We start from the raw sequence: 23,479 nt of genomic DNA, 5'->3' as shown, positions 1-23,479 counted from the left end.
ACGGCTGGGACACCGGTGACCGTCGCGGTGGCGTCGGGCGACCGCAACCTGCCTGTCGGGGATCGCGACCCGGCCGCGACCGTCGCCGCCGCCGAGGTCGTGGCGGATCGCGACCCACTCACGATCGGCATCCGCGCCGAGGTCGTGGAGGTTCACGACCCGCTCGTGACGGCCACCACGGCCGAACCCGCGGAGGACCACGACCCGCCGGTGACCGTCGACCTGCGCCTCGCGGTACCGGCGGTCGGAGCGTGGATCGCGGCTCTCACGGTGGTGCGGGCGAGCCCGGGTGTCGTCGCGGTCGTCGCGGGTGGCTGCGTCGTCATCGCGGTTGTCGGGGTGGTGCGTCGGACCCGCCCGGCGTGGACGCCGACCTTCGCACTCGTGCTCGTGGCGGTCGCCGCGGTCCTCGGAGCGGGCGCCGCCCAGACGCACGCCCGGGCGCAGGGACTCCTGCCGCAGCTCGTGGGGGCGCAGTCGGCCGCCGTGCTCACCGGGCGGGTCGTCGGCGAACCCGCGGTCCTGCCTCCCGCGTGGCCGGGCGCCCCTCCGCGAGCCCGGTGCCTCCTCGCGGTCGAGACGGTCGCCGCTCACGGGCGCACGTCCGGCGCCGTCGGGCAGGTCCTCGTCCTCGGGCCGCCGGCCCTCGCGGCGGTGCCCTACGGCGCGCAGCTAGTGGTCTCGGGACGGTTGCAGCCCGGCGCGCCCGGCGCGCGGGTCACTGCGGTGCTGCTGACCGGTGCGGACCCCCAGCTCCTGCGGGACGCGGCACGGTGGGACGCGGTCGCGACGAGCGTCCGCGAGGACGTCGCCGACCTCGCGGACCGGCTGCCGGGCGACGCGCGTGCGCTGCTCCCGGGGGTGACGGTGGGCGACACGAGCGGCATGCCGAGCGACCTCACGGCCGACATGCGAGTCGCCGGCCTCACGCACGTCACGGCCGTCTCCGGGGCGCACTTCTCACTCGTCGCGGTGCTCGTGCTCACGCTCGCGACGGCACTGCGTCTGCCTCGGGGCTGTCGAGCGGTCGTGGTGGTGGGCGCGATGGCGGCGATGGTCGTCCTCGTGCACCCGTCGCCCAGCGTCGTGCGTGCCGCGGCGATGGGGCTGGTCGCGGCGGGCGGCCTGCTCGTGGGCCGTCCGCACCGAGCACCTCCGGCCCTGTGCGCGGCGGTCGTCGTCCTGCTGGTGAGCGACCCGTGGCTGGCCGGCGAGCTCGGCTTCGTGCTCTCGGTGCTGGCGACCGGCGGCCTGGTGCTGCTCGGCGGCCCGCTCGCGCAGCGCTGGTCGGCCCGCATCGGACGTCCGGCCGCACAGGCGCTGGCGCTGCCGGTCGCCGCCCAGCTCGCCTGCGCACCGGCCATCCTGCTCGCGACGCCCTCCGTCGCGCTGTACGCGATCCCGGCCAACCTGCTGGTCGCCCCGGCGGTCGCCCCGGCGACGGTCCTCGGGCTCGCCGCGGCGGGTCTCGCGTCGTGGTTCCCGTGGGGTGCGCACGTGCTGGCCCTCGGCGCGGGCGCGTCCTGCTGGTGGATCGGTGCCGTCGCGCGGGTCGCGGCAGCCGCACCGGGCGCGCAGCTCGCGTGGCAGCCCGGCCCGGTCGGCATCGGGCTGCTCGCGTGCGCGAGCGTGTGCACGGCACGGCTGCTCGTCGCCCGACGGTGTCGGTGAGGTCTGGCAGGCTGTGCGGGTGCCTCCCGCCGCTCGCCGTCCCGCTGCCAAGACCGTCGGTGTCTCGTGGGACGCGGTCGAGCTCGCGCCCATCCTTCTCGTCAGCGGTGCCGAGGGCCTGCTCGCGGACCGCGCGGTCGACCGGGTGGTCGCCCTCGCCCGGGCCGCCGACCCCGGCGTCGAGGTGACCCGGCTGGACGGCGCGGACTACGTCGTGGGAACCCTCGGTGTCGTCGCGAGCCCGTCCTTGTTCGCCGAGGACAAGGTCCTCGTGGTCGACGCCCTGGAGAAGGGGCCCGACGAGCTGCTGTCCGACGTCACGCAGTACGTCGGGTCGCCGCCGCCGGGCGTCGTCCTGGTCCTGCGGCACGGCGGCGGCGTGCGCGGCAAGAAGCTCCTCGACCTTTTGCGCTCCACGGGCGTGCCCACGGTGGCGTGCGACGTCATCAAGTCCGACTCGGACAAGAGCGCGTTCGTCACGGCGGAGCTGCGCCGGGCGGGCCGGCGCGCTGACGGCGCGGCGGTCCGCGCGCTCGTCGACGCGGTCGGCAGCGACCTGCGCGAGCTCGCGGCCGCGTGCTCGCAGCTGGTGGCGGACACCTCGGGGCTCATCGGGGCGGACGTCGTCGAGCGCTACTACGGCGGGCGGATCGAGGCGACCGGCTTCCGGGTGGCCGACGCGGCCGTCGCGGGCCAGGCGGGCCAGGCGGTCGCCCTGCTGCGGCACGCGCTGGCCACGGGCGTCGACCCGGTCCCGATCGTCGCCGCGCTCGCTGCCAAGCTGCGGGTGCTCGCCAAGGTCGCGGCGGTCCGGGGGCGGGGTGCCGGTGCGCTGCGGGACCTGGGACTCGCGCCGTGGCAGACGGACCGGGCGGTCTCGGACCTGCGCCGGTGGACGCCCGAGGGCCTGGCCGGTGCGATCTCGGCGGTCGCGCAGGCGGACGCGGAGGTCAAGGGGGAGGGGCGCGACCCTCGGTTCGCCGTCGAACGAGCGGTGCTGCGGGTGGCCGCGTCCGTCGGCAGCTGAGCCGTTCGGGGGACGCCCGTTAGGCCACGAGGGTGATCGCGGGTCCGAGCGCGTCGCCCTGCAGGAGCTCGAAGCCGAGCGCCCGGCATTCCTGGACCAGCGTGTCGTTCCAGACGCGCTCCGCGACGAGCACCGCACCGTTGCGCCGGGCGAGCTGCACGATGCTCGGACCGACCCGGTCGACGTCGCGGACGTCGATCTTCACGTAGTCCGCGTAGGGGAGCATCGCGATCTGGTCGGACTCTGCCGCGAAGTCGTCGATCGCGATCTTGTAGCCGCGCTCCCGCAGCCGCGCGAGCCCCGCCAGGACGGCGTCGTCGGCTGCCACGGACTCGACGATCTCGAGGACCAGCCGACCCGCGTGAGCAGGCAGGGGACGGTCGTCGACGACGAACGAGCGGGTCACGTTGACGAACGCGGGGTGCAGGTCCCCGGGCGGCCCGTCGCCGAACAGCACGTCCAGGACGGACGCGGTGGCGATGTCCTGACGGTCCGAGCGCCAGCGGTCGACCTGGGCGGGCAGCCCGTCCCGGGACCGGTAGAGGAACTCGTTGCCGTACAGCTGGCCGTCGGAGGTCCAGATCGGCTGACGCGCGATCGGGAGCTTCGCGGGGGTTCTGGGGGAGACTGCGGCCACGGTCACGCTGGATGAGAGTGAGCTGCGACGGATCTATGACGCCGTTCACCCGATCGGACGCACCCGGTGTGACGGGAGCGCGTCGAACCCACGTGCATGGGGTCAGTGGTTGACGCGGGGTGCGCCGGCACGGTCCAGGACGCCGGCGCGCTCCAGCAGGTTGCCCTGGAAGAGCGTGAAGCCCAGGTCCCGCGCGTGGCGCAGGGTGTCCGCGCTCTCGACGAACTCCGCCACCAGCAGAGCGCCGTACGACCGTGCGAGGTGCACGACGGGAGGCCCCTCGACGTCGAGGTCGCGGACGTCGATCTTGACGAAGTCGGCGTGCGGCAGGAGGCGACGCTGGTTGGGGTTGCTGACGAACGACGGGACCGCGATCCGGAAGCCCTGCTCACGCAGCCGGCGGATGCCGGTGATCACTGCGGGATCGATAGTCACACCGTCGTTGATCTCTATGACCAGGCGATCCGGTCGAGCGGGCACCGGGAGCTCGCCGACGAGATAGGCCCGCGGGCAGCGAACGAAGAGCAGCCGACCGTGGGCCACGTGCTCGAGGTCGACGCGTCCGAACGTGGCTCCCAGGACGTGTGCCGTGGCGCGCTCATGCTGGTGCGCGTTCCACGTCGTGGCGGTTGCCGTGTGCTGGTCAGGGGACCTAAAGGAGAGCTGGTAGGCGAAGGGACGGCCGTGCTCCGAGAAGATCCCTTGGCGTGCGACGAGGACCGGCTCGCGAGCGATGCGCTGCGACCACTCCTGGCGGAGGGCCAGCGGGATGGCGTCCTCCACCGCGGCCGCGAGGTCCGCGAGCCTGCCGTCGGCGTCGTCCGGTGTCATGCGAACTATGACATCACAACTTCAAGCCTATGAACGAGGAACTGTGGGTGGAATTCTCATGAGTGGGCCCAAGGTCCCGATCGGACGGGTGACAGACCGTTCAGTTTCACCCGATCCCCCTACCAAACGCCCACCATGCGGACTACTTCGCCCTTCATCGGTCATCATGGTGTTGACCTAACCCCTTGCTGAAATTGACAGGAGATCCACCATGTCTCGCTCCATCAAGTCCGCCATCGCCATCGCCGCCCTCGTCGTCACGCTCGGCCTGACCGGCGGCCCCGCCGCCGTCACCGCCCTGGGCTTCACCACCAACGGCGGAGCGACCGGCTGCTGCCGCACCGCGCAGTAAGCCTGGCATCGCGATGAACGCGGTCGTCGTCACATCATCACCCCCCGAAGGGGTGGTGCATCGTGCCCACGTCACACATACAATGACTGACCATGACCACGATTGCTGACCGGGTGCGCGACGCCCGGCTTGCTGCGGGGCTTTCACAGACCGCACTGGCCGGGTCCGCGTTCTCCCCGAGCTACATCTCTTTGATCGAGGCGGGTCATCGTGAACCGACCGACTCCGCCCTTGCTGTGCTCGCTATCCGACTGGGCACCACCCTCGAGTTCCTCAAGCACGGTGAGGACGGACCGAACGAGGCACGTACCCGGCTGGAGATCGACTATGCACGGCTCGATCTGACGCAGGGTGACGCAGCAGGCGCCAAGCGGCGGCTCGAGGTCCTCGACCTCGACATCGTCTCGCCGGCGCTCCGCGTCGAGGCCCTCACCACGCTGGCCCGTGCACACGAAGGTCTCGGCGACCTGGAGTCCGCCGTGGCGATCCTCGAACCCCTGCTCGAGGACGCGCGCAGCCGTGCTCATCACGTCGAGTCCGCCAAGCTGGCCAACGCGCTGGTCGCGTCGTACCTCGAGGCCGGCGACCTTCACCGTGCCGTCGAGGTCGGCGAGCACACGCTGACCGAGCTGGAGAGCGCCGAGCTGACGGGGACGGACGGGCACCTTCGCCTGGCGTCCACGGTCCTGTGGGCCTACGTCGAGCGCGGCGACCTCCTGTACGCCACGCACCGGGCGGCGGAGCTGGTCCGTCTGGCCGAGTCGCTCGGGACGCCACGCGGTCGGGGCAGCGTGTACTGGAACGCTGCTCTCGTGGCCGAGCAGCGCCGGGACTACGAGCTCGCCCAGCGCTACACCGAGCGGGCGCTCGCGCTCCTCTCGGAGGGTGAGCCCGACCGCGACCTTCCTCGGCTCCGGCTCAACTACGCGTGGCTCCTGCTGCGCTCCGAGCCGGCGGACCCGACGGCAGCGCTCGAGCAGATCGAGCGTGCGGCCCCGGACCTGGCCGTGCTCGGTTCGGAGCTCGAGCTGGCACGCGTCGATGTCGAGCGCTCGCGGGCGCACCTCCTGCTGGGGGACGTCGGCGCTGCTGAGGAGTTCGCGACCGCCGCACTCGAGCGTCTCGGCGAGCCCCCGCGCGTCGAGACCGCGATCGCGCACCTCTCGCTCGGGGACTCCCTGCACGCTCGGGGCGACCTCGAGGGGTCCGCACGTGCCTACCGCCTGGCGGCAGACATGCTCGGCATGATGTCCGCGTCACGGCAGTCTGCGGCTGCCTGGCGCGATCTCGGTGACCGGTACGCGTTGCACGGCGACACCTCCGGTGCCGCCGAGGCGTACGACCGGGCACTGCGGGAGGCCGGCTTCCGGCCGACCGTGCCGCTCAGCTCCTGGGAGACCTGGTCGCTGGCCTGATCGGACTGCACACGACGAAGGCGCCTCCCGTCCGGGTGGCGCCTTCGTCGTACCTGGGCATCGGAGCCATGCCTCGGACGACGACGAACGGGGCCGACCCGAAGGCCGACCCCGTTCGTGAAAGCTTCGTGCAGGCAGACTGAGCAGGGCTCAGAGCGCGGCGACCGACTTGGCCAGCGCCGACTTCTTGTTGGCCGCCTGGTTGGCGTGGATGACGCCCTTGGAGACGGCCTTGTCGAGCTTGCGCGAGGCGGACACGAGCGCCGTGTTGGCGGCGTCCTTGTCGCCACCGGCGACGGCCTCACGGACGCGACGGATGTGCGTCTTGAGCTCAGACTTCACCGCCTTGTTGCGCAGGCGCGCCTTCTCGTTGGTGGTGATGCGCTTGATCTGGGACTTGATGTTGGCCACGTAGGGACTCTCTTGTGCGTTCGCCGAAGCGATCTGACAGGTCTAGAGGGCGCACACAGCTCCGGGACTGGGGCGTGGGGACACCCGCGGAGAGGAACTGGGCTTGTGCCCGCCGACCCGGGCGGACACGCGACTGACCATGTTAGCAGCACAGTGGGGTCAGACCGAAACCCGCAGGGCCCCCGCCCCGGCCGGGCTCACCAGCCCTTGCACTCCCTGAGCGCGGCGCTCACGCGGTCGAACAGGGCGCGGTCCATGACGGCACCCTCACGCCGGAACGCGGTCGGGTGCAGCTGGACGACGCGGTCGAGCCGGACCTCGCTGGGTCGGCGCTGCGCGTCCCAGCTCCCGGAGCCGATGTCGAGCCAGACCCGTCCGTGGCGGGCCTCGGCGGCGGCGTTGCGGGAGTGGTCCTTGCTCGTGAGCATCAGGCCGAGCACGTTGGTGCCCGCCCGCGCGATGACGAGGACGGGTCGGTCCTTGCCCTGGGAGGTGTCCTCCTCGTACGGCACCCAGCCCCAGACGATCTCGCCGGGGTCGGCGTCACCGTCCAGGCTCGGCGCGTACGTCGGGTGGACGACCCCGCCGTGGTCGGGCAGGACGACCCGGTGGGGCGGGGCGGCTGCCGGGGTACGCCTGAACCGGGCGAGGAGCCGGTGCAGGGCCGGCCAGCGGGTCGCGCGAGTCACGGTCAGAAACGTAGCGGTCACGGGCCGGGCCGGTGGGGTTTCGGCAGGTGCCGGGCGCACGTGGACACGCACCCTAGCGGTCCCACGTGCGCGTTCTGTTACCGGGCGGGGCGGTTCGTAACGCGCCGTTATCACCGGGCGGATACTGTCCGGAACATGGCGGACCTGTTCGAGGACTACCCAGCGGGCGCGGCCTGGGACGAGATGATCGGCGCCGACGGGGGATCCCGCGCGGCCTACAAGGGTCTGCACACGGCGCTGGCCGAGCTGAGCGCCGGCGAGCTGCGCGGCCGGGCGGAGACGCTGGCCCGTTCCTACCTCGCCCAGGGCGTCACCTTCGACTTCGCCGGCGAGGAGCGACCGTTCCCGCTGGACGTCGTCCCGCGCGTCGTCGCCGGGGACGAGTGGGAGCACGTCGCTCCCGGCGTGGCCCAGCGGGTGCGGGCGCTCGAGGCATTCCTCGCCGATGTCTACGGTCCGCAGCGCGCCATCGCGGACGGCGTCATCCCGCGGTCGGTCGTCGTCTCGTCGACGAACTTCCTGCGCGCCGCCCGGGGCATCACCCCGCCCAACGGCGTGCGCGTCCACGTCTCGGGGATCGACCTCATCCGCGACAGCCTCGACGGCTGGCGGGTGCTCGAGGACAACGTGCGCGTCCCGTCGGGCGTCAGCTACGTCCTGTCCAACCGCCGGGCGATGGCGCAGACCTTTCCCGAGCTGTTCGCCGCGCTGCGGATCCGGCCCGTCGCCGACTACCCGCGTCGGCTGCTGGCGGCGCTGACGGCCGCCGCGCCCCACGGCGTGGACGAGCCGACGGTCGTCGTGCTCACGCCGGGCGTCTTCAACAGCGCCTACTACGAGCACTCGCTGCTCGCGCGGATGATGGGTGTCGAGCTGGTCGAGGGCCGCGACCTGTTCTGCGCGAGCGGACGCGTCTGGATGCGCACGACCCAGGGCCGCCGCCGTGTCGACGTGATCTACCGCCGGGTGGACGACGACTACCTGGACCCGGTCGTGTTCCGCAACGACTCGTTCCTGGGCAGCCCCGGGCTGATGACGTGCGCGCGGAACGGGACCGTCACCATCGCCAACGCGGTCGGCAACGGCGTGGCCGACGACAAGCTCGTCTACACCTACGTGCCGGACCTGATCCGGTACTACCTCTCCGAGGAACCGATCCTGCGCAACGTCGACACGTGGCGGCTCGAGGAGCCCGACGCGCTCGAGGAGGTGCTCGACCGGCTCGACGAGCTCGTCGTGAAGCCCGTCGACGGGTCGGGCGGCAAGGGGCTCGTGGTCGGGCCGAAGGCGACCAGCCATGAGCTGGCGGCGCTGCGGGTCCGGCTGCGGGAGGACCCGCGCGGATGGATCGCGCAGCCCGTCGTGCAGCTGTCCACCATCCCGACGCTCATCGGCGACAAGCTGCGGCCGCGGCACACCGACCTGCGGCCGTTCGCGGTGAACGACGGCGAGTCGGTGTTCGTCCTGCCGGGCGGGTTGACGCGCGTGGCGCTGCCCGAGGGCGAGCTGGTGGTCAACTCGTCGCAGGGCGGCGGGTCCAAGGACACCTGGGTGCTCGGCGGCGCTGTGCCGCGCCGGGCCGTGCGGCACGGGTCCGACCTGCCGCAGTCGGTCGCGCAGGACGAGGCGGTCCCGATCGAGTCCAACCCGAACGACATGCGCGCTCAGGTCATGCAGCAGCAGCAGCTGGTTCGCGAGTTCCCCGTCGGAGGTGGTGGCGTGTGCTGAGCCGCATCGCGGAGTCACTGTTCTGGATCGGGCGGTACGTCGAGCGTGCCGACGACACGGCGCGCCTGCTCGACGTCCACGTGCAGATCCTGCTCGAGGACCCGTGGGCGGAGGAGGACCTGGCCTGCCGGTCGCTGCTGTCCGTGATGGACCGGCCCGCGGAGCCGAGCCACGTGATGGTCGGCCGCGAGTACGTGCTCGACATGCTGGCGTACGACCGGTTCGCGCCGTCGTCGATCGCCGGGTCGCTGGTCTCGGCGCGGGAGAACGCGCGACGGGCCCGGGAGACCATCTCGACCGAGCTCTGGGAGTCGCTCAACGCGACGTGGAACCAGCTGCCCTCGCACATGCGCCCGGCCCGCCCGCACGACTACTTCACGTGGGTGCGCGAGCGCGCCGCCGTCGTCGCCGGGATCACGGACTCCGCGACCTCGCGCGACGACACGTGGAACTTCATGGTGCTGGGCCGCTCGATCGAGCGGGCGGACATGACCGCACGGCTCCTGACCACGCGCGCGCTCGCCGGGTCGGCCGGGCCGAGCTGGACGACGCTGCTGCGCTCCTGCGGCGCGCACGAGGCGTTCCTGCGGATGTACCGCGGTGCCGCGTCCGACGAGCGGGCTGCGGGGTTCCTGCTGACCGACCAGCTGTTCCCGCGGTCGATCGTCTTCGCGCTCAACCAGGCGGAGTCGTGCCTGGCGGCCCTCGAGCCGACGGCGGACCGGGCTGCGGTCGACGACGCCCGGCGGCACATCGGCTACGTCCGGACGAACCTGGAGTACCGGCCGCTCATCGAGGTCCTCGATGCGCTGCCCAAGGAGATGGAGCGCGTGCAGCGGGCCTGCTCGGCCGCGTCGGACGCGATCCGGGGCCGGTACTTCCCGAGCGGCTCCGCGACGAACTGGGTGGGAGAAGCGCTGTGAGCCGGCTGCGAGTGGTCCACACGTCCGCGTTCCAGTACGCGAGCCCCGTGCTCGCGTCGTACAACGAGGCGCGGATGACGCCGCTGACCCAGCAGGGTCAGACGGTGCTGGAGTCCAAGATCGACGTCCACCCGCACACGGGCTGGTCCGAGTACCGCGACTACTGGGGAACGGCTGTGTCCGCGTTCGAGGTGCTGACCCCGCACGAGTCGATGGTCGTGACAGCCGAGCACCTCGTCGACGTCGCGGAGCGCCAGCCGCTGCGCAACCCGGCCGGCTGGGAGACCTTGCGCGGTACCGAGCTGCGCGACCGGCTCGCCGAGTTCCTCTCGGACACGCCGACCACGGCACCGCCCGAGGACGTCGTCGAGCTGGCCCGTCGCGTCGCGGCCGACCTGCCGCCCGCGGAGGCGGCGCTCGCCGTGAGCAACGCTCTGCGCGACGAGGTCGAGTACATCCCGGGCGCGACGACGGTGCACACCCCGGCGTCCGAGGCCTGGGCCAAGCGCGCCGGCGTGTGCCAGGACCTCGCGCACCTGGTGTCCGGGGCACTGCGGTCCATCGGCATCCCCGCCCGGTACGTCTCGGGCTACCTGCACCCGGACGACGAGGTCGAGATCGGCACGACGGTCAGCGGTGACTCGCACGCCTGGGTCGAGTGGTGGGTGGGCGAGTGGTTCGCCTACGACCCGACCAACCGGGCGATCGCGGGCGACCACCACGTGGTGATCGCGCGGGGACGCTCGTACGACGACGTCCCGCCCTTGCGCGGGATCTTCGCCGGTGCCGGCACGCAGGAGACCTCCGTGACGGTGGAGATCACGCGCGAGGCCTGACGCGCTCGCGGGTCAGGCGATGCCGGCCTCGACGGCCAGGATCGCCGCCTGCGTCCGGTTGGCGACGCCCAGCTTGTCCATGGCGCGCGTGAGGTAGGTCTTGACGGTCGTCTCGGCGAGGAACGTCCGCCGGGCGATCTCGGCGTTCGAGAGGCCGTCGGCCAGCAGCGCGACGATCTCGCGCTCCCGGTCGCTCAGAGCGCCGACCGCTCGCACCGCCCGGGCGTGCCGCGGGTCGAGGCCGGGACCGACCGAGTCCAGCAGCCGGCGCGTCACGGCCGGGGACAGGACCGCGTCGCCGTCGGCCGCCGCGCGGATCCCTCGTCGCAGCTCGTCGGGGGAGCTGTCCTTGAGCAGGTAGCCCGACACCCCCGCCCGCAGTGCCGGAAGGAGGTACTCGTCGTAGAGGAAGCTCGTGAGCAGGACGACCGCGGTCTCGGGTCGCGCGCGCAGGATCTCGGCCGCGGCGGCGACACCGTCGAGCTCCGGCATCTGGATGTCCATCAGCACGACGTCCGGCCGGTGGGCGGCCGCCTGCTCGATCGCCGCGCGCCCGTCCGAGGCGGACCCGACGACGGTGAGGTCGTCGGCGACCTCGACCATCTGCGTGATGCCGAGCCGGAACAGCTCCTCGTCGTCGACGACGAGGACACGGACCGTGCCGTTCGCGGTGGTGCTCATGTCGCCTCCGGCGAGGTCGGTTCCAGGGCTCGTGGTGACCGGGGGAGGAACGCCTCGACGAGGAAGCCGCCGTCACCCGTCGCCGCGGCCGTCGTCGTCCCACCGGCGCTGCGCACGCGGTCGGCCATGCCCGCGAGCCCGGCGCCCTGGCCGGGACCGCGGACCACACCGTGGGCCGGCGGGTCGTTGCGTACGACGACCTGCAGGCGGTCGCGGTCGGCGGACCGGACGACGACCCTCGTCGCCGCGCCGGGCGAGTGCGCGGTCGCGTTGGTCAACGCCTCGCGCACGACGAGCGTCACGACGGACCCGGCCGCGCCGCGCAGCTCGTCGGCGGAGACCTGGACGTCGAGCTCGATCGGCTGTCCGACGGCCCGTGCCTCCTGCGTCAGCCGGCTCAGGACGGCGAGGACGTCGTCGGGGTCGTCGTCGGGCGGGTAGCGGCGTTCCAGGCCGAAGACCTCGCGCAGGTCGTCGGTCGCGAGCCGTCCCTCGTGCCGGATCCGCTCGGCGGCCTCGTGCACGGCCGGGGACGGGTCGGAGGTCTCGAGCAGGTTCGCGGTGAGCACGATGACGCTGATCCGGTGCGCGACGGTGTCATGGGTCTCGCGGGTCAGCCGCTCCCTCTCGGCGGTCCGCGCGGTCTCGGCGGCTCGGTCCTGTGCGCGGGTCGCGCGCACGGCCGCCTCGGCTGCCCGACGTTGGGTGTCGCGGTCGGCGCGACCGATCAGCCAGGGCACGAGGATCGCGACGACGTACGCGACGGTGGCGGCCGGGACGACGTGGGGTGCCGTGAACGCCTCCACGGGTCCGACGAGCAACGCCGCCGCGGCGATCCACAGCGCGCTGGCCCGGGTCGAGGCGACCTCGCGCCCGGTCGAGTGCGCCGCGACCAGTGCGGCCGGTGCCGGCGACACCCAGCACAGCAACGTCGTGGCCAGCAGGACGGGCCCTGGGAACGACGAGCGCAGGAGCAGGGCCATCGATGCGAGCACCTGGGCGAGCAGCTCGACGGGAACCCCGTGGACGGCGGCGCCACCCTCGTCGCGGACCAGCACGACGGTCACACCGCACAGTGCCGCGAGCACGGCGACGGTGAGGTCGAGCCGTGACGGCACTGCCGGCCGCGTCATTCGCCCACCGTAGGGGCGCGGGCTCGTGGAGTCGACCTTCGTACGACACGGGTCGGACCGATCGTCGGACCTGGTCAGCGGCGTGCCCGGGCACTGTTGAACCGTCACCGACCGCCCCGCTCTCGTGGCTCGCTTCCACGATGAGCCGGTGGCGTCAGGACTTCAGCACCCCGTCCGGCAGAGACGACCGAGACGGATGCAGGACCACAGAAGGAGCACGACATGTTCAGCACCGCTAGGAAGACGTGGCTCGCGGCGACCGCCGGGGCTGCCCTGCTCACCCTCACGCTGACCGCCTGCGGTGGCATGAGCGAGGTCGAAGCCCCGCCGGCCAAGGCCGCCGCCACCGCCGAGGCCCCGGTCGCCGAGGACACCACACCCGAGCCGGTCGCCGAGGCAGCACCCGAGCCGAAGGGCACCTTCAAGGACCCGTTCGTGTTCGGCACGCCCGTGGGCACCGACGACCTGGCCGTCACGCTGGGCGCGGTCGAGGTGGACGGTGTCACCGAGGCCGTCAAGGCCGCGAACCAGTTCAACGAGGACGCCCCTGCGGGTACCGCGTACGTCCGCGTGCCGGTCACGCTGACGAACACCGGCACCGAGAAGGTCACCCCGTGGCTGGCCGTCACGGTCACGCTGGTCGCGCCGACCGGTGAGTCGTACGAAGACGTCATGGTCTCCGAGGGCTCGGGCGGCACGCTCGGCAACCTTTCCGACGTCGCCGACCTCTACGAGGGCGGAACCGGCTCGGGCTACATCTACTTCGCCGTCGACCCCGCTGCGCTGCCGGGCATGGTCTTCAACGTGGCCGAGCTGATCTCGTTCAGCGACGGCGTGTTCGTCAAGGCAGTCTGACCAGCGACAGACCTCGTCCCGCGGTTCCACGCGCGACTCGTATCAGAGCCCCCGGCCAGCTCGACCGGCCGGGCGCTCTCCTGCGCCCGTCGACTAGGGCGTGAGCCGGCGGGCGAGGGCGTCATCGAGCGCGGCCCGGTCCCCGTCGACCCGCAGGGCGTCGGGGGAGCGGCGCCCCCACAGCAGGAGCGCGAGGTCGCTCGCGCTGCCTGAGACCCGGACCGTGGGCTCTCCGGCACCGCCGAGCAACCACAGACGGTCGGCGTCGGTGGCGTGCAGGCCGACGGGCGCGGGCAGCGGCTCCATGCGGCCCATCCGCTCCTGGCGCGGCTGCATGACGGTGACCACCTCGGCGACGGTGTCCGCCCAGAGCACCGGCTCGATGGCGAGGTCGAGGTCGCCCGCGGTGCGCAGGTCCCACAGGTGCACGAGCGTCTCGTGGGTCTGGCGGCGGTGCCAGAAGGACGCCGGCCCGTTCCCGTCGAGCGTCCACGACTCTGCATCGGGGCCGAGCGAGGTGAGCGTGTCGAGCAGCTCGGCGGCGCACTCGCGGTAGAGGTCCTCCAGCACGAACGGCCCGCGGCCCAGCGGGGTCTCCTGCTTCCGGCGTGCCTGCCCGGCGGCCCAGTGGTGGATCCGGGCGAGGTGGACGACGAGGTCTTTCACGCGCCAGCGGCCGCACCAGGGGACGCGGGTGGTGGGGTCGACCTCGGGGATCGTCGCCAGGAACTGGCCCTGGAGATCGGACAGGTCGGTCAGGAGGTCGAGGGTCGCGGCGGGCGCAGCTTCTGAAACAGGAGGGTGCGTCGTCATGGGACCATGGTGGTACCGACCGCACGCGACCCGACAGGGCGTCGGCGGTCACCGTTCGTCGCTACGGCGCCAACGCCGGAGCAACACCTATCCCAGGAGCCAGTCCGCTTGTCCCCGATCCCCGGTGCCGCCGCCTCGTCGCGCATCCACCCCGCGGCCACGCCGCCGGAGCTGCTGCGCAACTTCTGCATCATCGCGCACATCGACCACGGCAAGTCGACGCTCGCGGACCGCATGCTGCAGCTCACGGGCGTGGTCGACGCGCGAGCCATGCGTGCGCAGTACCTGGACCGGATGGACATCGAGCGCGAGCGCGGCATCACCATCAAGTCGCAGGCCGTGCGCATGCCGTGGGGTGTCGGTGACGACGCGTTCGCGCTGAACATGATCGACACGCCCGGCCACGTCGACTTCACCTACGAGGTGTCGCGGTCGCTCGCCGCCTGCGAGGGTGCCGTGCTGCTCGTCGACGCCGCGCAGGGCATCGAGGCCCAGACGCTGGCGAACCTGTACCTCGCGCTCGACAACGACCTGACGATCATCCCGGTGCTCAACAAGATCGACCTGCCGGCCGCGCAGCCCGAGAAGTACGCGGAGGAGCTGGCCAAGCTCATCGGTGGTGAGCCCGAGGACTGCCTGCGCGTCTCGGGCAAGACCGGCGAGGGCGTCACGGAGCTGCTGGACCGCATCGTCGAGCTCGTCCCGCCGCCCACCGGCGACGCGAACGCCCCGGCCCGCGCGATGATCTTCGACTCCGTCTACGACACCTACCGCGGGGTCGTCACGTACGTCCGCGTGGTCGACGGCAACCTGAACCCGCGCGAGAAGATCGTCATGATGTCGACCCGCGCGACGCACGAGCTGCTCGAGATCGGCGTGATCTCCCCGGAGCCAGTGCCGACGAAGGGCCTCGGCGTCGGCGAGGTCGGCTACCTGATCACGGGCGTGAAGGACGTGCGCCAGTCGAAGGTCGGCGACACCGTCACCAACGCGAGCAAGCCGGCCGCCGAGGCGCTGGGCGGCTACTCCGACCCGAAGCCCATGGTGTTCTCGGGCCTGTACCCGATCGACGGTACGGACTACCCGGTGCTGCGCGACGCGCTCGACAAGCTCAAGCTCAACGACGCCGCGCTCAACTACGAGCCCGAGACGTCGGTGGCGCTCGGGTTCGGGTTCCGCGTCGGTTTCCTCGGGCTGCTGCACCTCGAGATCGTCCGCGAGCGGCTCGAGCGTGAGTTCGACCTCGACCTCATCTCGACCGCGCCGAACGTCGTCTACGAGGTCACGCTCGAGGACAAGAGCGTGGTCACGGTGACCAACCCGAGCGAGTTCCCCTCGGGCAAGATCGGGGCCGTCAACGAGCCCATGGTCAAGGGCACGATCCTGGCGCCGAGCGAGTTCATCGGCGCGATCATGGAGCTCTGCCAGACCAAGCGCGGCGAGCTCCAGGGCATGGACTACCTGTCCGAGGACCGCGTCGAGCTGCGCTACGTGCTCCCGATGGCCGAGATCGTCTTCGACTTCTTCGACCAGCTGAAGTCCAAGACGCGCGGCTACGCGAGCCTCGACTACGAGCGCATCGGCGACCAGGAGGCCGACCTGGTCAAGGTCGACATCCTGCTGCAGGGCGAGACGGTCGACGCGTTCAGCGCGATCGTGCACAAGGACAAGGCCTACGCGTACGGCGTCATGATGACGGCCAAGCTCAAGGACCTCATCCCGCGCCAGCAGTTCGAGGTGCCCATCCAGGCCGCGATCGGCGCCCGGATCATCGCGCGCGAGACCATCCGCGCCATCCGCAAGGACGTCCTGGCCAAGTGCTACGGCGGCGACATCACGCGCAAGCGCAAGCTCCTGGAGAAGCAGAAGGAGGGCAAGAAGCGCATGAAGACGATCGGACGGGTCGACGTGCCGCAGGAGGCCTTCATCGCCGCGCTCTCCAGCGAGCCGGCCGGTTCCGCCGGTGGCAAGGACGCGAAGAAGAAGTGAGTCCAGCGCTCCCCGAAGGGGACGTTGCGCCCGACGACGGATCGTTGCCGCAGTCGGCGTTCGAGGGTCTGTCGGAGCGTGCCTTCGGCGTCTACCTGCACGTGCCGTTCTGCACGGTGCGCTGCGGGTACTGCGACTTCAACACGTACACGGCCACGGAGCTGGGCGGCGGCGCGAGCCAGAACGCGTACGCGGACACCGCGCTGAAGGAGATCGCGCTCGCGGCCTCGATCCTGCCCGCCAGGCCGGTGCAGACCGTCTTCGTCGGCGGCGGCACGCCCACGGTCCTGTCCGTCCCGGACCTGTCGCGCATGCTGGGCGGCGTCCGGGACGCGTGGGGGTTCGCCGACGACGTCGAGGTGACGACCGAGGCGAACCCCGACTCGGTCACGCCGGAGTCGTTGCAGGCGCTCGCGGCGGCCGGCTTCACGCGGGTCTCGTTCGGCATGCAGTCCGCGGTGCCGCACGTGCTGGCCACCCTCGAACGCACCCACGACCCCCGACGCATCCCGGACGTCGTGCGCTGGGCGAAGGACGCCGGCCTGGCCGTCTCGCTCGACCTCATCTACGGGACGCCGGGGGAGTCGGTCGACGACTGGCGCACCAGCGTCGAGGCCGCGCTGGACACCGGGGTCGACCACGTCTCGGCGTACGCGCTCGTCGTCGAGGCGGGCACGCGCATGGCCGTGCAGGTGCGCCGCGGCGAGCTCGAGCTGCCCGACGGCGACGACCAGGCGACGAAGTACGAGCTCGCCGACGAGTTGTTCGAGGCCGCCGGCCTGCACTGGTACGAGGTGAGCAACTGGTCGCGCGACCGGTCCACCGAGTGCCGGCACAACCTCGCGTACTGGCGCGGCGACGACTGGTGGGGGGTCGGGCCGGGCGCGCACAGCCACGTCGGCGGGGTCCGCTGGTGGAACGTCAAGCACCCGCGCGCGTACGCGGACCGGCTCGACCGCGGGCTGAGCCCCGCGGCCGGTCGGGAGATCGTCACGGGCGACGGTGAGCTGCTCGAGCGGCTCATGCTCGGCGTTCGGCTCTCCGACGGGCTGCCGATCGACGCGCTGCCGACCGACGCGCGGCCCGCGGTCGCTGGGCTCATCGCGGACGGTCTGGTGGACGGCACGGCCGCTCTCGCCGGGCGACGGCTCGTCCTGACGCGTCGCGGTCGGCTGCTCGCGGACGCCGTCGTCAGGAGCCTCGCCGGCTGACGAGCCGACATGCCGGGTTTGATGCGGTTCCTTGACACGGGTGTGCGGCTTCGGTTCGCTGTCCGCTGGGCGACGACCGCCCGTGACCAGGGAGGCCACGCATGAGCGAGAACCCGGGCGGAACGCCGCCGAACGACGGCGAGCCCGTCGCACCTGACCCGCAGCCGCCGGTTCCTCCGGCCCAGCCACCCGCCGCCCCGCCTCCTCCGCCGCCCGCTCCGCCGGTCGCGCCCCCGCCTCCGCCGCCCGCTCCGCCTGCACCCCCGGCGGCTCCGTACGGTCAGCCTGCCCCGGGTGCGTACCCGCCGCCGCCGGCTCCGCAGTACGGGCAGCCCGCTCCGGGCGCCTACCCGCCCGGCTACGGCCAGCAGCCGCCCGGTGCCTACCCGCCCGCGCCGCCCGGATACGCCCCGCCGCCCGCCGGCGGCTACGCCCCGCCGCCGCCCTCGCCGCTCGGTGAGTCCTTCGGGTACGGCTGGAAGGCGTTCACGCGCCACGGCGGCCTGTTCATCGGCGCCGGCGTCGTGTGGTTCGTCATCTTCATCGTCGCGTTCTCGATCGTCGCGGCGATCTTCGGCGGGTTCAGCGACCTGTTCCGGACGACCGCCGGCGGGCGGATCGGGTTCTCGTTCGGGTTCATCGTGCTGACGCTGGTCGCCTCGCTGATCGGCTACCTGATCCAGGCGGTCTTCATCAAGGCGGCGCTCGACGTGACGGAGGGGCGCCCGATCGGCTTCGGCGACTTCTTCCGGTTCGTCGACGCCGGCCCGGTGATCGTGACGGCCCTGATCCTGACCGGCATCTCCGTGGTGCTCAGCCTCATCCCGTTCTTCGGGGGGCTCGTCTCGCTCGTCGTGAACTTCCTGCTGTTCTTCACGTTCTGGTTCGTGATCGGCAAGCAGCTCGCGCCGGTGGACGCCATCAAGGCGAGCTACCAGCTCATCACGGCGAACCTGTCGACGACGATCCTGTTCTACCTGCTCAGCATCCTGATCCTGGCTGCGGGCGCCATCCTGTGCGGCATCGGCCTGCTCGTCGCCGTCCCGGTCGTGCTCCTCGCGAGCGCGTTCCTGTTCAAGCGGCTGCTCGGCGACCCGATCGCCGCCGTCGCCTGACCGCTCCACACCCGGTGCCCGGTCCTCGTCCGCGAGGGCCGGGCACCGTCATGTGGTGACGAAGTCGATGAGCTCCTCGACGCGGCCGAGCAGGCTGGGCTCGAGGTCGGCGTAGCTGCGGACCGAGCGCAGGATCCGCTGCCACGCCCGCGCGACATCGGCCTGGTCCTGCGCCGGCCAGCCGAGCTCGCGCAGGATGCCGTGCTTCCACTCGGTGCCGCGCTCGATCGTCGGCCAGGCACTCAGGCCGATGCGCTCGGGCCGGACCGCCTGCCAGACGTCCACGTACGGGTGGCCCAGCACGAGCACCGTCCCGGCGGGGGCCAGACGGACGGCCTCCGCGGCGATCCGGCTCTCCTTGGCCCCGGCGACGAGGTGGTCGACGAGCACGCCGACGCGGCGGCCCGGACCCGGGGCGAAGTCGCGGATCGCGTCGGGCAGGTTGTCGACGCCGTCGAGGAGCTCGACCACGACGCCCTCGAGGCGCAGGTCGTCGCCCCAGACCTTCTCCACCAGCTCGGCGTCGTGCTTGCCCTCGACCCAGATCCGGCTTCCGCGGGCGACGCGCGCCCGGGCGTCGTGCACCGCGACCGAGCCGGAGGCCGTGCGGGTGGGCTTGGCGGGTGCGGTCGCGCGGACCGGCGCGGTGAGCGCCACGGGTTCGCCGTCCACCCAGAAGCCCCGGCCGAGCGGGAACGTGCGGGTGCGGCCGGCGCGGTCCTCCAGGACGACCACGTGGATGCCACCGGACTTCTCGACGCGGACGACCGCACCGACCCAGCCGGTGGTGACCTCCTCCACGACGAGGCCGGTCTCGGCCGCCTGCGGGCGGCTGGTGCGTGGTGCGCGATGGTGTGTCGAGCCCGAGCCACGCAGGACGTCGGAGCCGTAGCGGTCCTGGTTCACCCGGGCAGCGTAGGTGGCCGCCGCACGGGGGTCGTCGGGGCGCGCCGGTTCCGCTGTGCGCGGAGCACCCGGTGGTGTCGGCGGCGCGGCGTAGCATTGGCACTCCTGCCGGGCGAGTGCTACCGGCGTGCGTGCGCGAACCACGAGGCTGGGCGAGGAGGCGAGAGATGAGCGACGACAGGCGTCTGGACGTCCTGCGCGCGATCGTCGAGGACTACGTCGCCACCCGCGAGCCGGTCGGGTCGCGCGCGCTGGTCGAGCGGCACTCCCTCGGGGTCTCGCCGGCCACCATCCGCAACGACATGGCCTCCCTCGAGGAGGGCGGCTACATCGCGCAGCCGCACACCTCGGCCGGTCGCGTGCCCACCGACAAGGGCTACCGGCTCTTCGTCGACCAGCTCTCGAGCGTCAAACCGCTGTCCAGCCCGGAGCGCCGCGCGATCGGTACGTTCCTGGAGAACGCGCAGGACCTCGACGACGTCGTCGACCGGGCGGTGCGCGTCATCGCGCAGCTGACGCAGCAGGTCGCGGTCGTGCAGTACCCCTCGCTGCGACGGTCGGCACTGCGGCACGTGGAGCTCGTGCCCGTGGGCCAGCGGCACCTGCTCGTCGTGCTCATCACCGACACCGGGCGCGTCGAGCAGCGCACGCTCGAGCTGGACCGCGACCTCGACGAGTCGGTCGTCGCCCTCCTGCGCGCCCGGCTGAACGTGAGCGCCGCAGGTCGTCGGCTGTCCGAGCTGCCCGTGGCGCTCGCGGACCTGACGCCGGCGTTCGAGCCCGCGGACCAGGATCTCGTCCGCAGCGTCGTCGCGGTGCTCGAGGAGACGCTGGCGCAGGAGAGCGAGGAGCGCGTCGTGCTCGCGGGCACCGCGAACCTTGCACGCGCCGGTGGCACCGACGTGCGCTCGATCGGGCCGGTGCTCGAAGCCCTGGAAGAGCAGGTCGTCCTGCTGCGGCTGCTCTCGGAGATGGCCGAGGACACGCAGGCGGTCACCGTGCGGATCGGTCGCGAGACCCAGCACGACGGCCTCGTCGAGACCAGCTTCGTGACCACCGGCTACGGCGACGAGGGAAGCGGCTCGGTGGCGCGCATCGGCTCCATCGGCCCCCTGCGCATGGACTACCCGGCGACCATGTCCGCGGTGCGCGCGGTCGCGCGCTACCTCACGCGGATCCTCGCCCAATGACGGACCTGACCAGCACTCCCACCGGAAGCGAGCACATCCTCCCGTGACCGACTACTACGAGATCCTCGGCGTGCCGCGGGACGCGACGCCCGAGCAGATCAAGAAGGCGTACCGCAAGCTCGCGCGCGAGCACCACCCGGACGTCGCCGGGGCGGACGCCGGGTCCGAGGACACCTTCAAGGACGTGTCGCGCGCCTACGACGTGCTCGGCAACCCCGAGAAGCGTCGCGCGTACGACATGGGCGGCGACCCGTCGTCGCCCGGTGGGGGCATGGGTGGCGGCTTCGGCTTCCAGGACATCTTCGAGACGTTCTTCGGTGCCGCGACGGGCGCCGCGCAACAGCGCGGTCCCATCCCGCGGGCGCGTCGTGGCCAGGACGCACTGGTCCGCCTCGACCTCGACCTGGCCGACGTGACGTTCGGCGTGCACCGCGACGTCCCCGTCGACACCGCGGTCGTCTGTCCCACCTGCTCGGGCACGTGCTGCCGGCCGGGCACCTCGCCCCGCACGTGCGAGGTCTGCGGCGGCCGCGGCTCCGTGCAGCGCGTGGCCCGCTCGTTCCTCGGTCAGGTCATGACCACCCAACCGTGCGCGGCGTGCCACGGGTTCGGCAGCGTCATCCCCGAGCCGTGCACCGAGTGCTCGGGCGAGGGCCGGGTCCGGTCGCGTCGCACCCTGAGCGTCGACGTCCCCGCGGGCGTGGACACGGGCACCCGCATCAAGCTCACGGGCCAGGGCGAGGTCGGCCCCGCCGGCGGCCCGGCCGGTGACGTGTACCTCGAGGTGCGCGAGCGCAAGAACGACACGTTCGTCCGCCGCGGCGACGACCTGCACGCGACGCTCCAGGTGCCGATGACCGCCGCGGCGCTCGGCACCGTGCTGACCCTGGACACGCTCGACGGTCCGCGGGAGGTCGACCTGCGACCCGGCACGCAGCCGTCGCAGATCATCACGCTCAAGAACCTGGGTGTCGGGCACCTGCACATCGGCGGGCGGGGCGACCTGCACGTCCACGTCGACGTCCAGGTTCCGACGGCGATGGACGACGAGCAGTCCGAGCTGCTGCGCAAGCTCGCGGCGCTGCGCGACGAGGAGCGCCCGGAGGCGCGTTTCGCCGGGTCGAGCTCGGGCGTGTTCGCCAAGCTGCGCGACAAGCTGTCCGGCCGCTGAGCGGCCGGTCCGGATGAGCGCGCCCGTCTTCCTGGCCGACCCCGGGAGCCTCCGGGACGTCGTCGCCGGCGGCACGTACCTGCTCGGCGGTACGGAGGGCCGGCACGCCGGCGTCGTCCAGCGACGAGCCCCCGGTGAGCGGGTCGACGTCGTCGACGGTGCCGGGGTGCGCCTCGTCGGCGTGGTCGACGCGGTGACGGCCGACGGTGTGGCCGTCGCGGTGACCGAGGTCGTCATCGAGCCCGCGCCGGCCGTACCGCTGGTGCTGGTGCAGGCGCTGGCCAAGGGCGACCGCGACGAGATGGCGATTGAGGCGGCCACCGAGGTCGGCGTCGACGCGGTGGTCCCGTGGCAGGCGGAGCGCTCGATCGTCGTGTGGCGGGGCGACCGCGCCGCCAAGAGCCGGGCGCGCTGGCTGGGCACCGTGCGGGCGGCCGCGAAGCAGTCGCGCCGCGCCCGCGTGCCCGACGTCGAGGTCGCGCTGGACGGCCGGGCGCTCGCCGAGCGCATCCGGTCCGTGGTCGCCGCCGGCGGCGTCGTGCTCGTCCTGCACGAGGAGGCGGCAGCCCCGATCGCGGAGGTCGCTCTGCCGACCACGGGGGAGTGCCTGGTCGTCGTCGGGCCCGAGGGTGGGATCGGCGAGGTCGAGCTCGCCCGCCTGACCGATGCGGGCGCGGGCGCGGTCCGGCTGGGTCCGCACGTGCTGCGCACCTCGACGGCAGGACCCGTCGCGATCGCGATCCTCGCGCAGCGGCTGGGACGTTGGGTATGACGGGGACTCTTGTGGGCCAGGGCTCGTAGACTTGCACCCTGCACGAACACATCGCTGACAAGGAGCCCACGGCGCACGCCGAGCACATGGCCGAACCAACGCCCAACCCCGCACGCCCAGCCCGCGCCCACGGCGCGCCGGCTCGCGTCGAGCACCGGATCACCGTGCCGTCGGACATCTCCATGGTGGAGCTGCTCGGCCTCCAGGACGAGGTCCTGCGCGCGATCGAGACCGGCTTCACCACGGTGGACATCCACGTGCGGGGCAGCGAGGTCACGCTGGCAGGTCCGGTCGGCGACGTCGCGCTCGTCTCCCGGCTCGTCGACGAGCTCGTCGAGATGGCCGCGAGCGGCACGCCGCTCACCCCGGACATCGTGGCCCGCTCGGTGACCATGCTCACGGCGGCGTCGACGGTCCGCCCGGCCGACATCCTCTCGTTCAACATCCTGTCCAGCCGCGGGCGCACCATCCGGCCCAAGACGTCCGGGCAGAAGGAGTACGTCGACGCGATCGACCGGCACACGGTGACGTTCGGCATCGGTCCGGCGGGCACCGGCAAGACCTACCTCGCCATGGCGAAGGCCGTTCAGGCGCTGCAGGACCGCACGGTGCACCGCATCGTCCTCACGCGGCCCGCGGTCGAGGCCGGCGAACGGCTCGGGTTCCTGCCCGGCAGCCTCTCCGACAAGATCGACCCGTACCTGCGCCCGCTGTACGACGCGCTGCACGACATGGTCGACCCGGAGGCCATCCCGCGGCTCATGGAGGCCGGCACCATCGAGGTGGCACCGCTGGCGTACATGCGCGGGCGGACCCTGAACGACGCGTTCATCATCCTCGACGAGGCGCAGAACACGACCGTCGAGCAGATGAAGATGTTCCTGACCCGCCTGGGCTTCGGGTCCAAGGTGGTCGTCACCGGGGACGTCACGCAGGTGGACCTGCCGTCGGCGACGACGTCGGGGCTGCGGGTGGTCGAGCAGGTGCTCTCGGGTGTCGACGACGTGGCGTTCTGCCGCCTCGGCTCGTCGGACGTCGTCCGGCACCGGTTGGTCAGCGAGATCATCGACGCGTACGCGCGCTGGGACAGGAACTGAGAGCG

23 protein-coding genes are annotated in these 23,479 nt (G+C 72.4%); 15 read left to right on the top strand and 8 right to left on the bottom strand.

Annotation, left to right across the window (positions count from 1 at the left end; all coding sequences use genetic code 11):
* Positions 1-15: 15 nt before the first annotated feature.
* Both AC1DUE_RS03275 and holA read left to right on the top strand, forming a co-directional pair.
* On the top strand, positions 16-1,671 hold the full coding sequence (locus AC1DUE_RS03275; protein WP_477037957.1) for a ComEC/Rec2 family competence protein: 1,656 nt from the start codon (positions 16-18) through the stop codon (positions 1,669-1,671).
* Positions 1,672-1,690: 19 nt separating this feature from the next.
* Positions 1,691-2,698 (top strand): DNA polymerase III subunit delta, encoded by a 1,008-nt coding sequence (gene holA, locus AC1DUE_RS03270; RefSeq protein ID WP_477037956.1) that lies wholly within the window; start codon positions 1,691-1,693, stop codon positions 2,696-2,698.
* A 19-nt stretch (positions 2,699-2,717) separates the two neighbouring features.
* Here holA and AC1DUE_RS03265 read toward each other — a convergent pair whose 3' ends face one another.
* Both AC1DUE_RS03265 and AC1DUE_RS03260 read right to left on the bottom strand, forming a co-directional pair.
* Positions 2,718-3,341 (bottom strand): EAL domain-containing protein, encoded by a 624-nt coding sequence (locus AC1DUE_RS03265; protein ID WP_477037955.1) that lies wholly within the window; start codon positions 3,339-3,341, stop codon positions 2,718-2,720.
* Between the two features lie 96 nt (positions 3,342-3,437).
* Positions 3,438-4,166, bottom strand: coding sequence for an EAL domain-containing protein (locus tag AC1DUE_RS03260; RefSeq protein ID WP_477037954.1), 729 nt, complete (start codon positions 4,164-4,166; stop codon positions 3,438-3,440).
* A 211-nt stretch (positions 4,167-4,377) separates the two neighbouring features.
* Here AC1DUE_RS03260 and AC1DUE_RS03255 point away from each other — a divergent pair, with 211 nt between their 5' ends.
* Positions 4,378-4,518, top strand: coding sequence for a hypothetical protein (locus tag AC1DUE_RS03255; RefSeq protein ID WP_477037953.1), 141 nt, complete (start codon positions 4,378-4,380; stop codon positions 4,516-4,518).
* Between the two features lie 92 nt (positions 4,519-4,610).
* Complete coding sequence (locus AC1DUE_RS03250; RefSeq protein WP_477037952.1) at positions 4,611-5,933, top strand: helix-turn-helix domain-containing protein; 1,323 nt, start codon at positions 4,611-4,613, stop codon at positions 5,931-5,933.
* A 150-nt stretch (positions 5,934-6,083) separates the two neighbouring features.
* Here AC1DUE_RS03250 and rpsT read toward each other — a convergent pair whose 3' ends face one another.
* The gene (rpsT, locus tag AC1DUE_RS03245; RefSeq protein ID WP_028046688.1) at positions 6,084-6,344 is read right to left on the bottom strand and encodes a 30S ribosomal protein S20; all 261 of its coding nucleotides are present in this window, start codon (positions 6,342-6,344) and stop codon (positions 6,084-6,086) included.
* A 197-nt stretch (positions 6,345-6,541) separates the two neighbouring features.
* Positions 6,542-7,033 carry a type II toxin-antitoxin system PemK/MazF family toxin gene (locus AC1DUE_RS03240; protein WP_477037951.1) on the bottom strand — a complete coding sequence of 164 codons (492 nt, stop codon included), beginning with the start codon at positions 7,031-7,033 and terminating at the stop codon, positions 6,542-6,544.
* Between the two features lie 156 nt (positions 7,034-7,189).
* On the opposite strand from AC1DUE_RS03240, the gene AC1DUE_RS03235 reads away from it, so the two are divergent.
* The 3 genes from AC1DUE_RS03235 to AC1DUE_RS03225 are packed head-to-tail and all read left to right on the top strand — an operon-like array spanning position 7,190 to position 10,541.
* Entirely contained in the window at positions 7,190-8,782 is a 1,593-nt protein-coding gene (locus tag AC1DUE_RS03235; RefSeq protein ID WP_477037950.1) for a circularly permuted type 2 ATP-grasp protein, read from the top strand.
* The gene (locus AC1DUE_RS03230; RefSeq protein WP_477037949.1) at positions 8,776-9,705 is read left to right on the top strand and encodes an alpha-E domain-containing protein; all 930 of its coding nucleotides are present in this window, start codon (positions 8,776-8,778) and stop codon (positions 9,703-9,705) included. The genes AC1DUE_RS03235 and AC1DUE_RS03230 overlap by 7 nt, the downstream gene beginning before the upstream one ends.
* Positions 9,702-10,541: a transglutaminase family protein gene (locus AC1DUE_RS03225; RefSeq protein ID WP_477037948.1), complete on the top strand. Its 840-nt coding sequence runs from the start codon at positions 9,702-9,704 to the stop codon at positions 10,539-10,541. Before AC1DUE_RS03230 ends, AC1DUE_RS03225 begins: the two co-directional genes overlap by 4 nt.
* Before the next feature lie 12 nt (positions 10,542-10,553).
* Here AC1DUE_RS03225 and AC1DUE_RS03220 read toward each other — a convergent pair whose 3' ends face one another.
* Together AC1DUE_RS03220 and AC1DUE_RS03215 are read right to left on the bottom strand one after the other, a co-directional pair.
* Entirely contained in the window at positions 10,554-11,222 is a 669-nt protein-coding gene (locus AC1DUE_RS03220) for a response regulator (protein WP_477037947.1), read from the bottom strand.
* Positions 11,219-12,355: a sensor histidine kinase gene (locus AC1DUE_RS03215; protein WP_477037946.1), complete on the bottom strand. Its 1,137-nt coding sequence runs from the start codon at positions 12,353-12,355 to the stop codon at positions 11,219-11,221. Before AC1DUE_RS03215 ends, AC1DUE_RS03220 begins: the two co-directional genes overlap by 4 nt.
* 222 nt (positions 12,356-12,577) lie before the next feature.
* On the opposite strand from AC1DUE_RS03215, the gene AC1DUE_RS03210 reads away from it, so the two are divergent.
* Positions 12,578-13,210 carry a hypothetical protein gene (locus tag AC1DUE_RS03210; protein WP_477037945.1) on the top strand — a complete coding sequence of 211 codons (633 nt, stop codon included), beginning with the start codon at positions 12,578-12,580 and terminating at the stop codon, positions 13,208-13,210.
* Positions 13,211-13,303: 93 nt separating this feature from the next.
* Here AC1DUE_RS03210 and AC1DUE_RS03205 read toward each other — a convergent pair whose 3' ends face one another.
* The gene (locus tag AC1DUE_RS03205; protein ID WP_477037944.1) at positions 13,304-14,023 is read right to left on the bottom strand and encodes a maleylpyruvate isomerase family mycothiol-dependent enzyme; all 720 of its coding nucleotides are present in this window, start codon (positions 14,021-14,023) and stop codon (positions 13,304-13,306) included.
* A 108-nt stretch (positions 14,024-14,131) separates the two neighbouring features.
* On the opposite strand from AC1DUE_RS03205, the gene lepA reads away from it, so the two are divergent.
* The 3 genes from lepA (at position 14,132) to AC1DUE_RS03190 (ending at position 18,338) form a co-directional block, all read left to right on the top strand.
* Positions 14,132-16,012 (top strand): translation elongation factor 4, encoded by a 1,881-nt coding sequence (gene lepA / locus AC1DUE_RS03200; RefSeq protein WP_477037943.1) that lies wholly within the window; start codon positions 14,132-14,134, stop codon positions 16,010-16,012.
* On the top strand, positions 16,009-17,223 hold the full coding sequence (gene hemW / locus AC1DUE_RS03195) for a radical SAM family heme chaperone HemW (protein WP_477037942.1): 1,215 nt from the start codon (positions 16,009-16,011) through the stop codon (positions 17,221-17,223). Before lepA ends, hemW begins: the two co-directional genes overlap by 4 nt.
* A 101-nt stretch (positions 17,224-17,324) precedes the next feature.
* The gene (locus AC1DUE_RS03190) at positions 17,325-18,338 is read left to right on the top strand and encodes a hypothetical protein (protein ID WP_477037941.1); all 1,014 of its coding nucleotides are present in this window, start codon (positions 17,325-17,327) and stop codon (positions 18,336-18,338) included.
* Positions 18,339-18,386: 48 nt separating this feature from the next.
* On the opposite strand, the gene AC1DUE_RS03185 is transcribed toward AC1DUE_RS03190, so the two are convergent.
* Positions 18,387-19,244, bottom strand: a complete 858-nt coding sequence (locus AC1DUE_RS03185) for a DUF3097 domain-containing protein (protein ID WP_477037940.1) — start codon at positions 19,242-19,244, stop codon at positions 18,387-18,389.
* Between the two features lie 167 nt (positions 19,245-19,411).
* Here AC1DUE_RS03185 and hrcA point away from each other — a divergent pair, with 167 nt between their 5' ends.
* The 4 genes from hrcA to AC1DUE_RS03165 all read left to right on the top strand — a co-directional run bounded on the left by hrcA (position 19,412) and on the right by AC1DUE_RS03165 (position 23,474).
* Complete coding sequence (gene hrcA, locus AC1DUE_RS03180) at positions 19,412-20,434, top strand: heat-inducible transcriptional repressor HrcA (RefSeq protein WP_477037939.1); 1,023 nt, start codon at positions 19,412-19,414, stop codon at positions 20,432-20,434.
* Between the two features lie 43 nt (positions 20,435-20,477).
* Positions 20,478-21,605 carry a molecular chaperone DnaJ gene (gene dnaJ / locus AC1DUE_RS03175; protein ID WP_477037938.1) on the top strand — a complete coding sequence of 376 codons (1,128 nt, stop codon included), beginning with the start codon at positions 20,478-20,480 and terminating at the stop codon, positions 21,603-21,605.
* 13 nt (positions 21,606-21,618) lie between these two features.
* Positions 21,619-22,377 (top strand): 16S rRNA (uracil(1498)-N(3))-methyltransferase, encoded by a 759-nt coding sequence (locus AC1DUE_RS03170; protein WP_477037937.1) that lies wholly within the window; start codon positions 21,619-21,621, stop codon positions 22,375-22,377.
* 86 nt (positions 22,378-22,463) lie between these two features.
* The gene (locus AC1DUE_RS03165; protein ID WP_477037936.1) at positions 22,464-23,474 is read left to right on the top strand and encodes a PhoH family protein; all 1,011 of its coding nucleotides are present in this window, start codon (positions 22,464-22,466) and stop codon (positions 23,472-23,474) included.
* Positions 23,475-23,479: the final 5 nt, after the last annotated feature.

This window comes from Cellulomonas sp. P4_A2, from assembly GCF_056402515.1.
The sequence above is the reverse complement of the archived record's forward strand: the minus strand, read 5'-3'. Positions and strand labels throughout refer to the sequence as shown.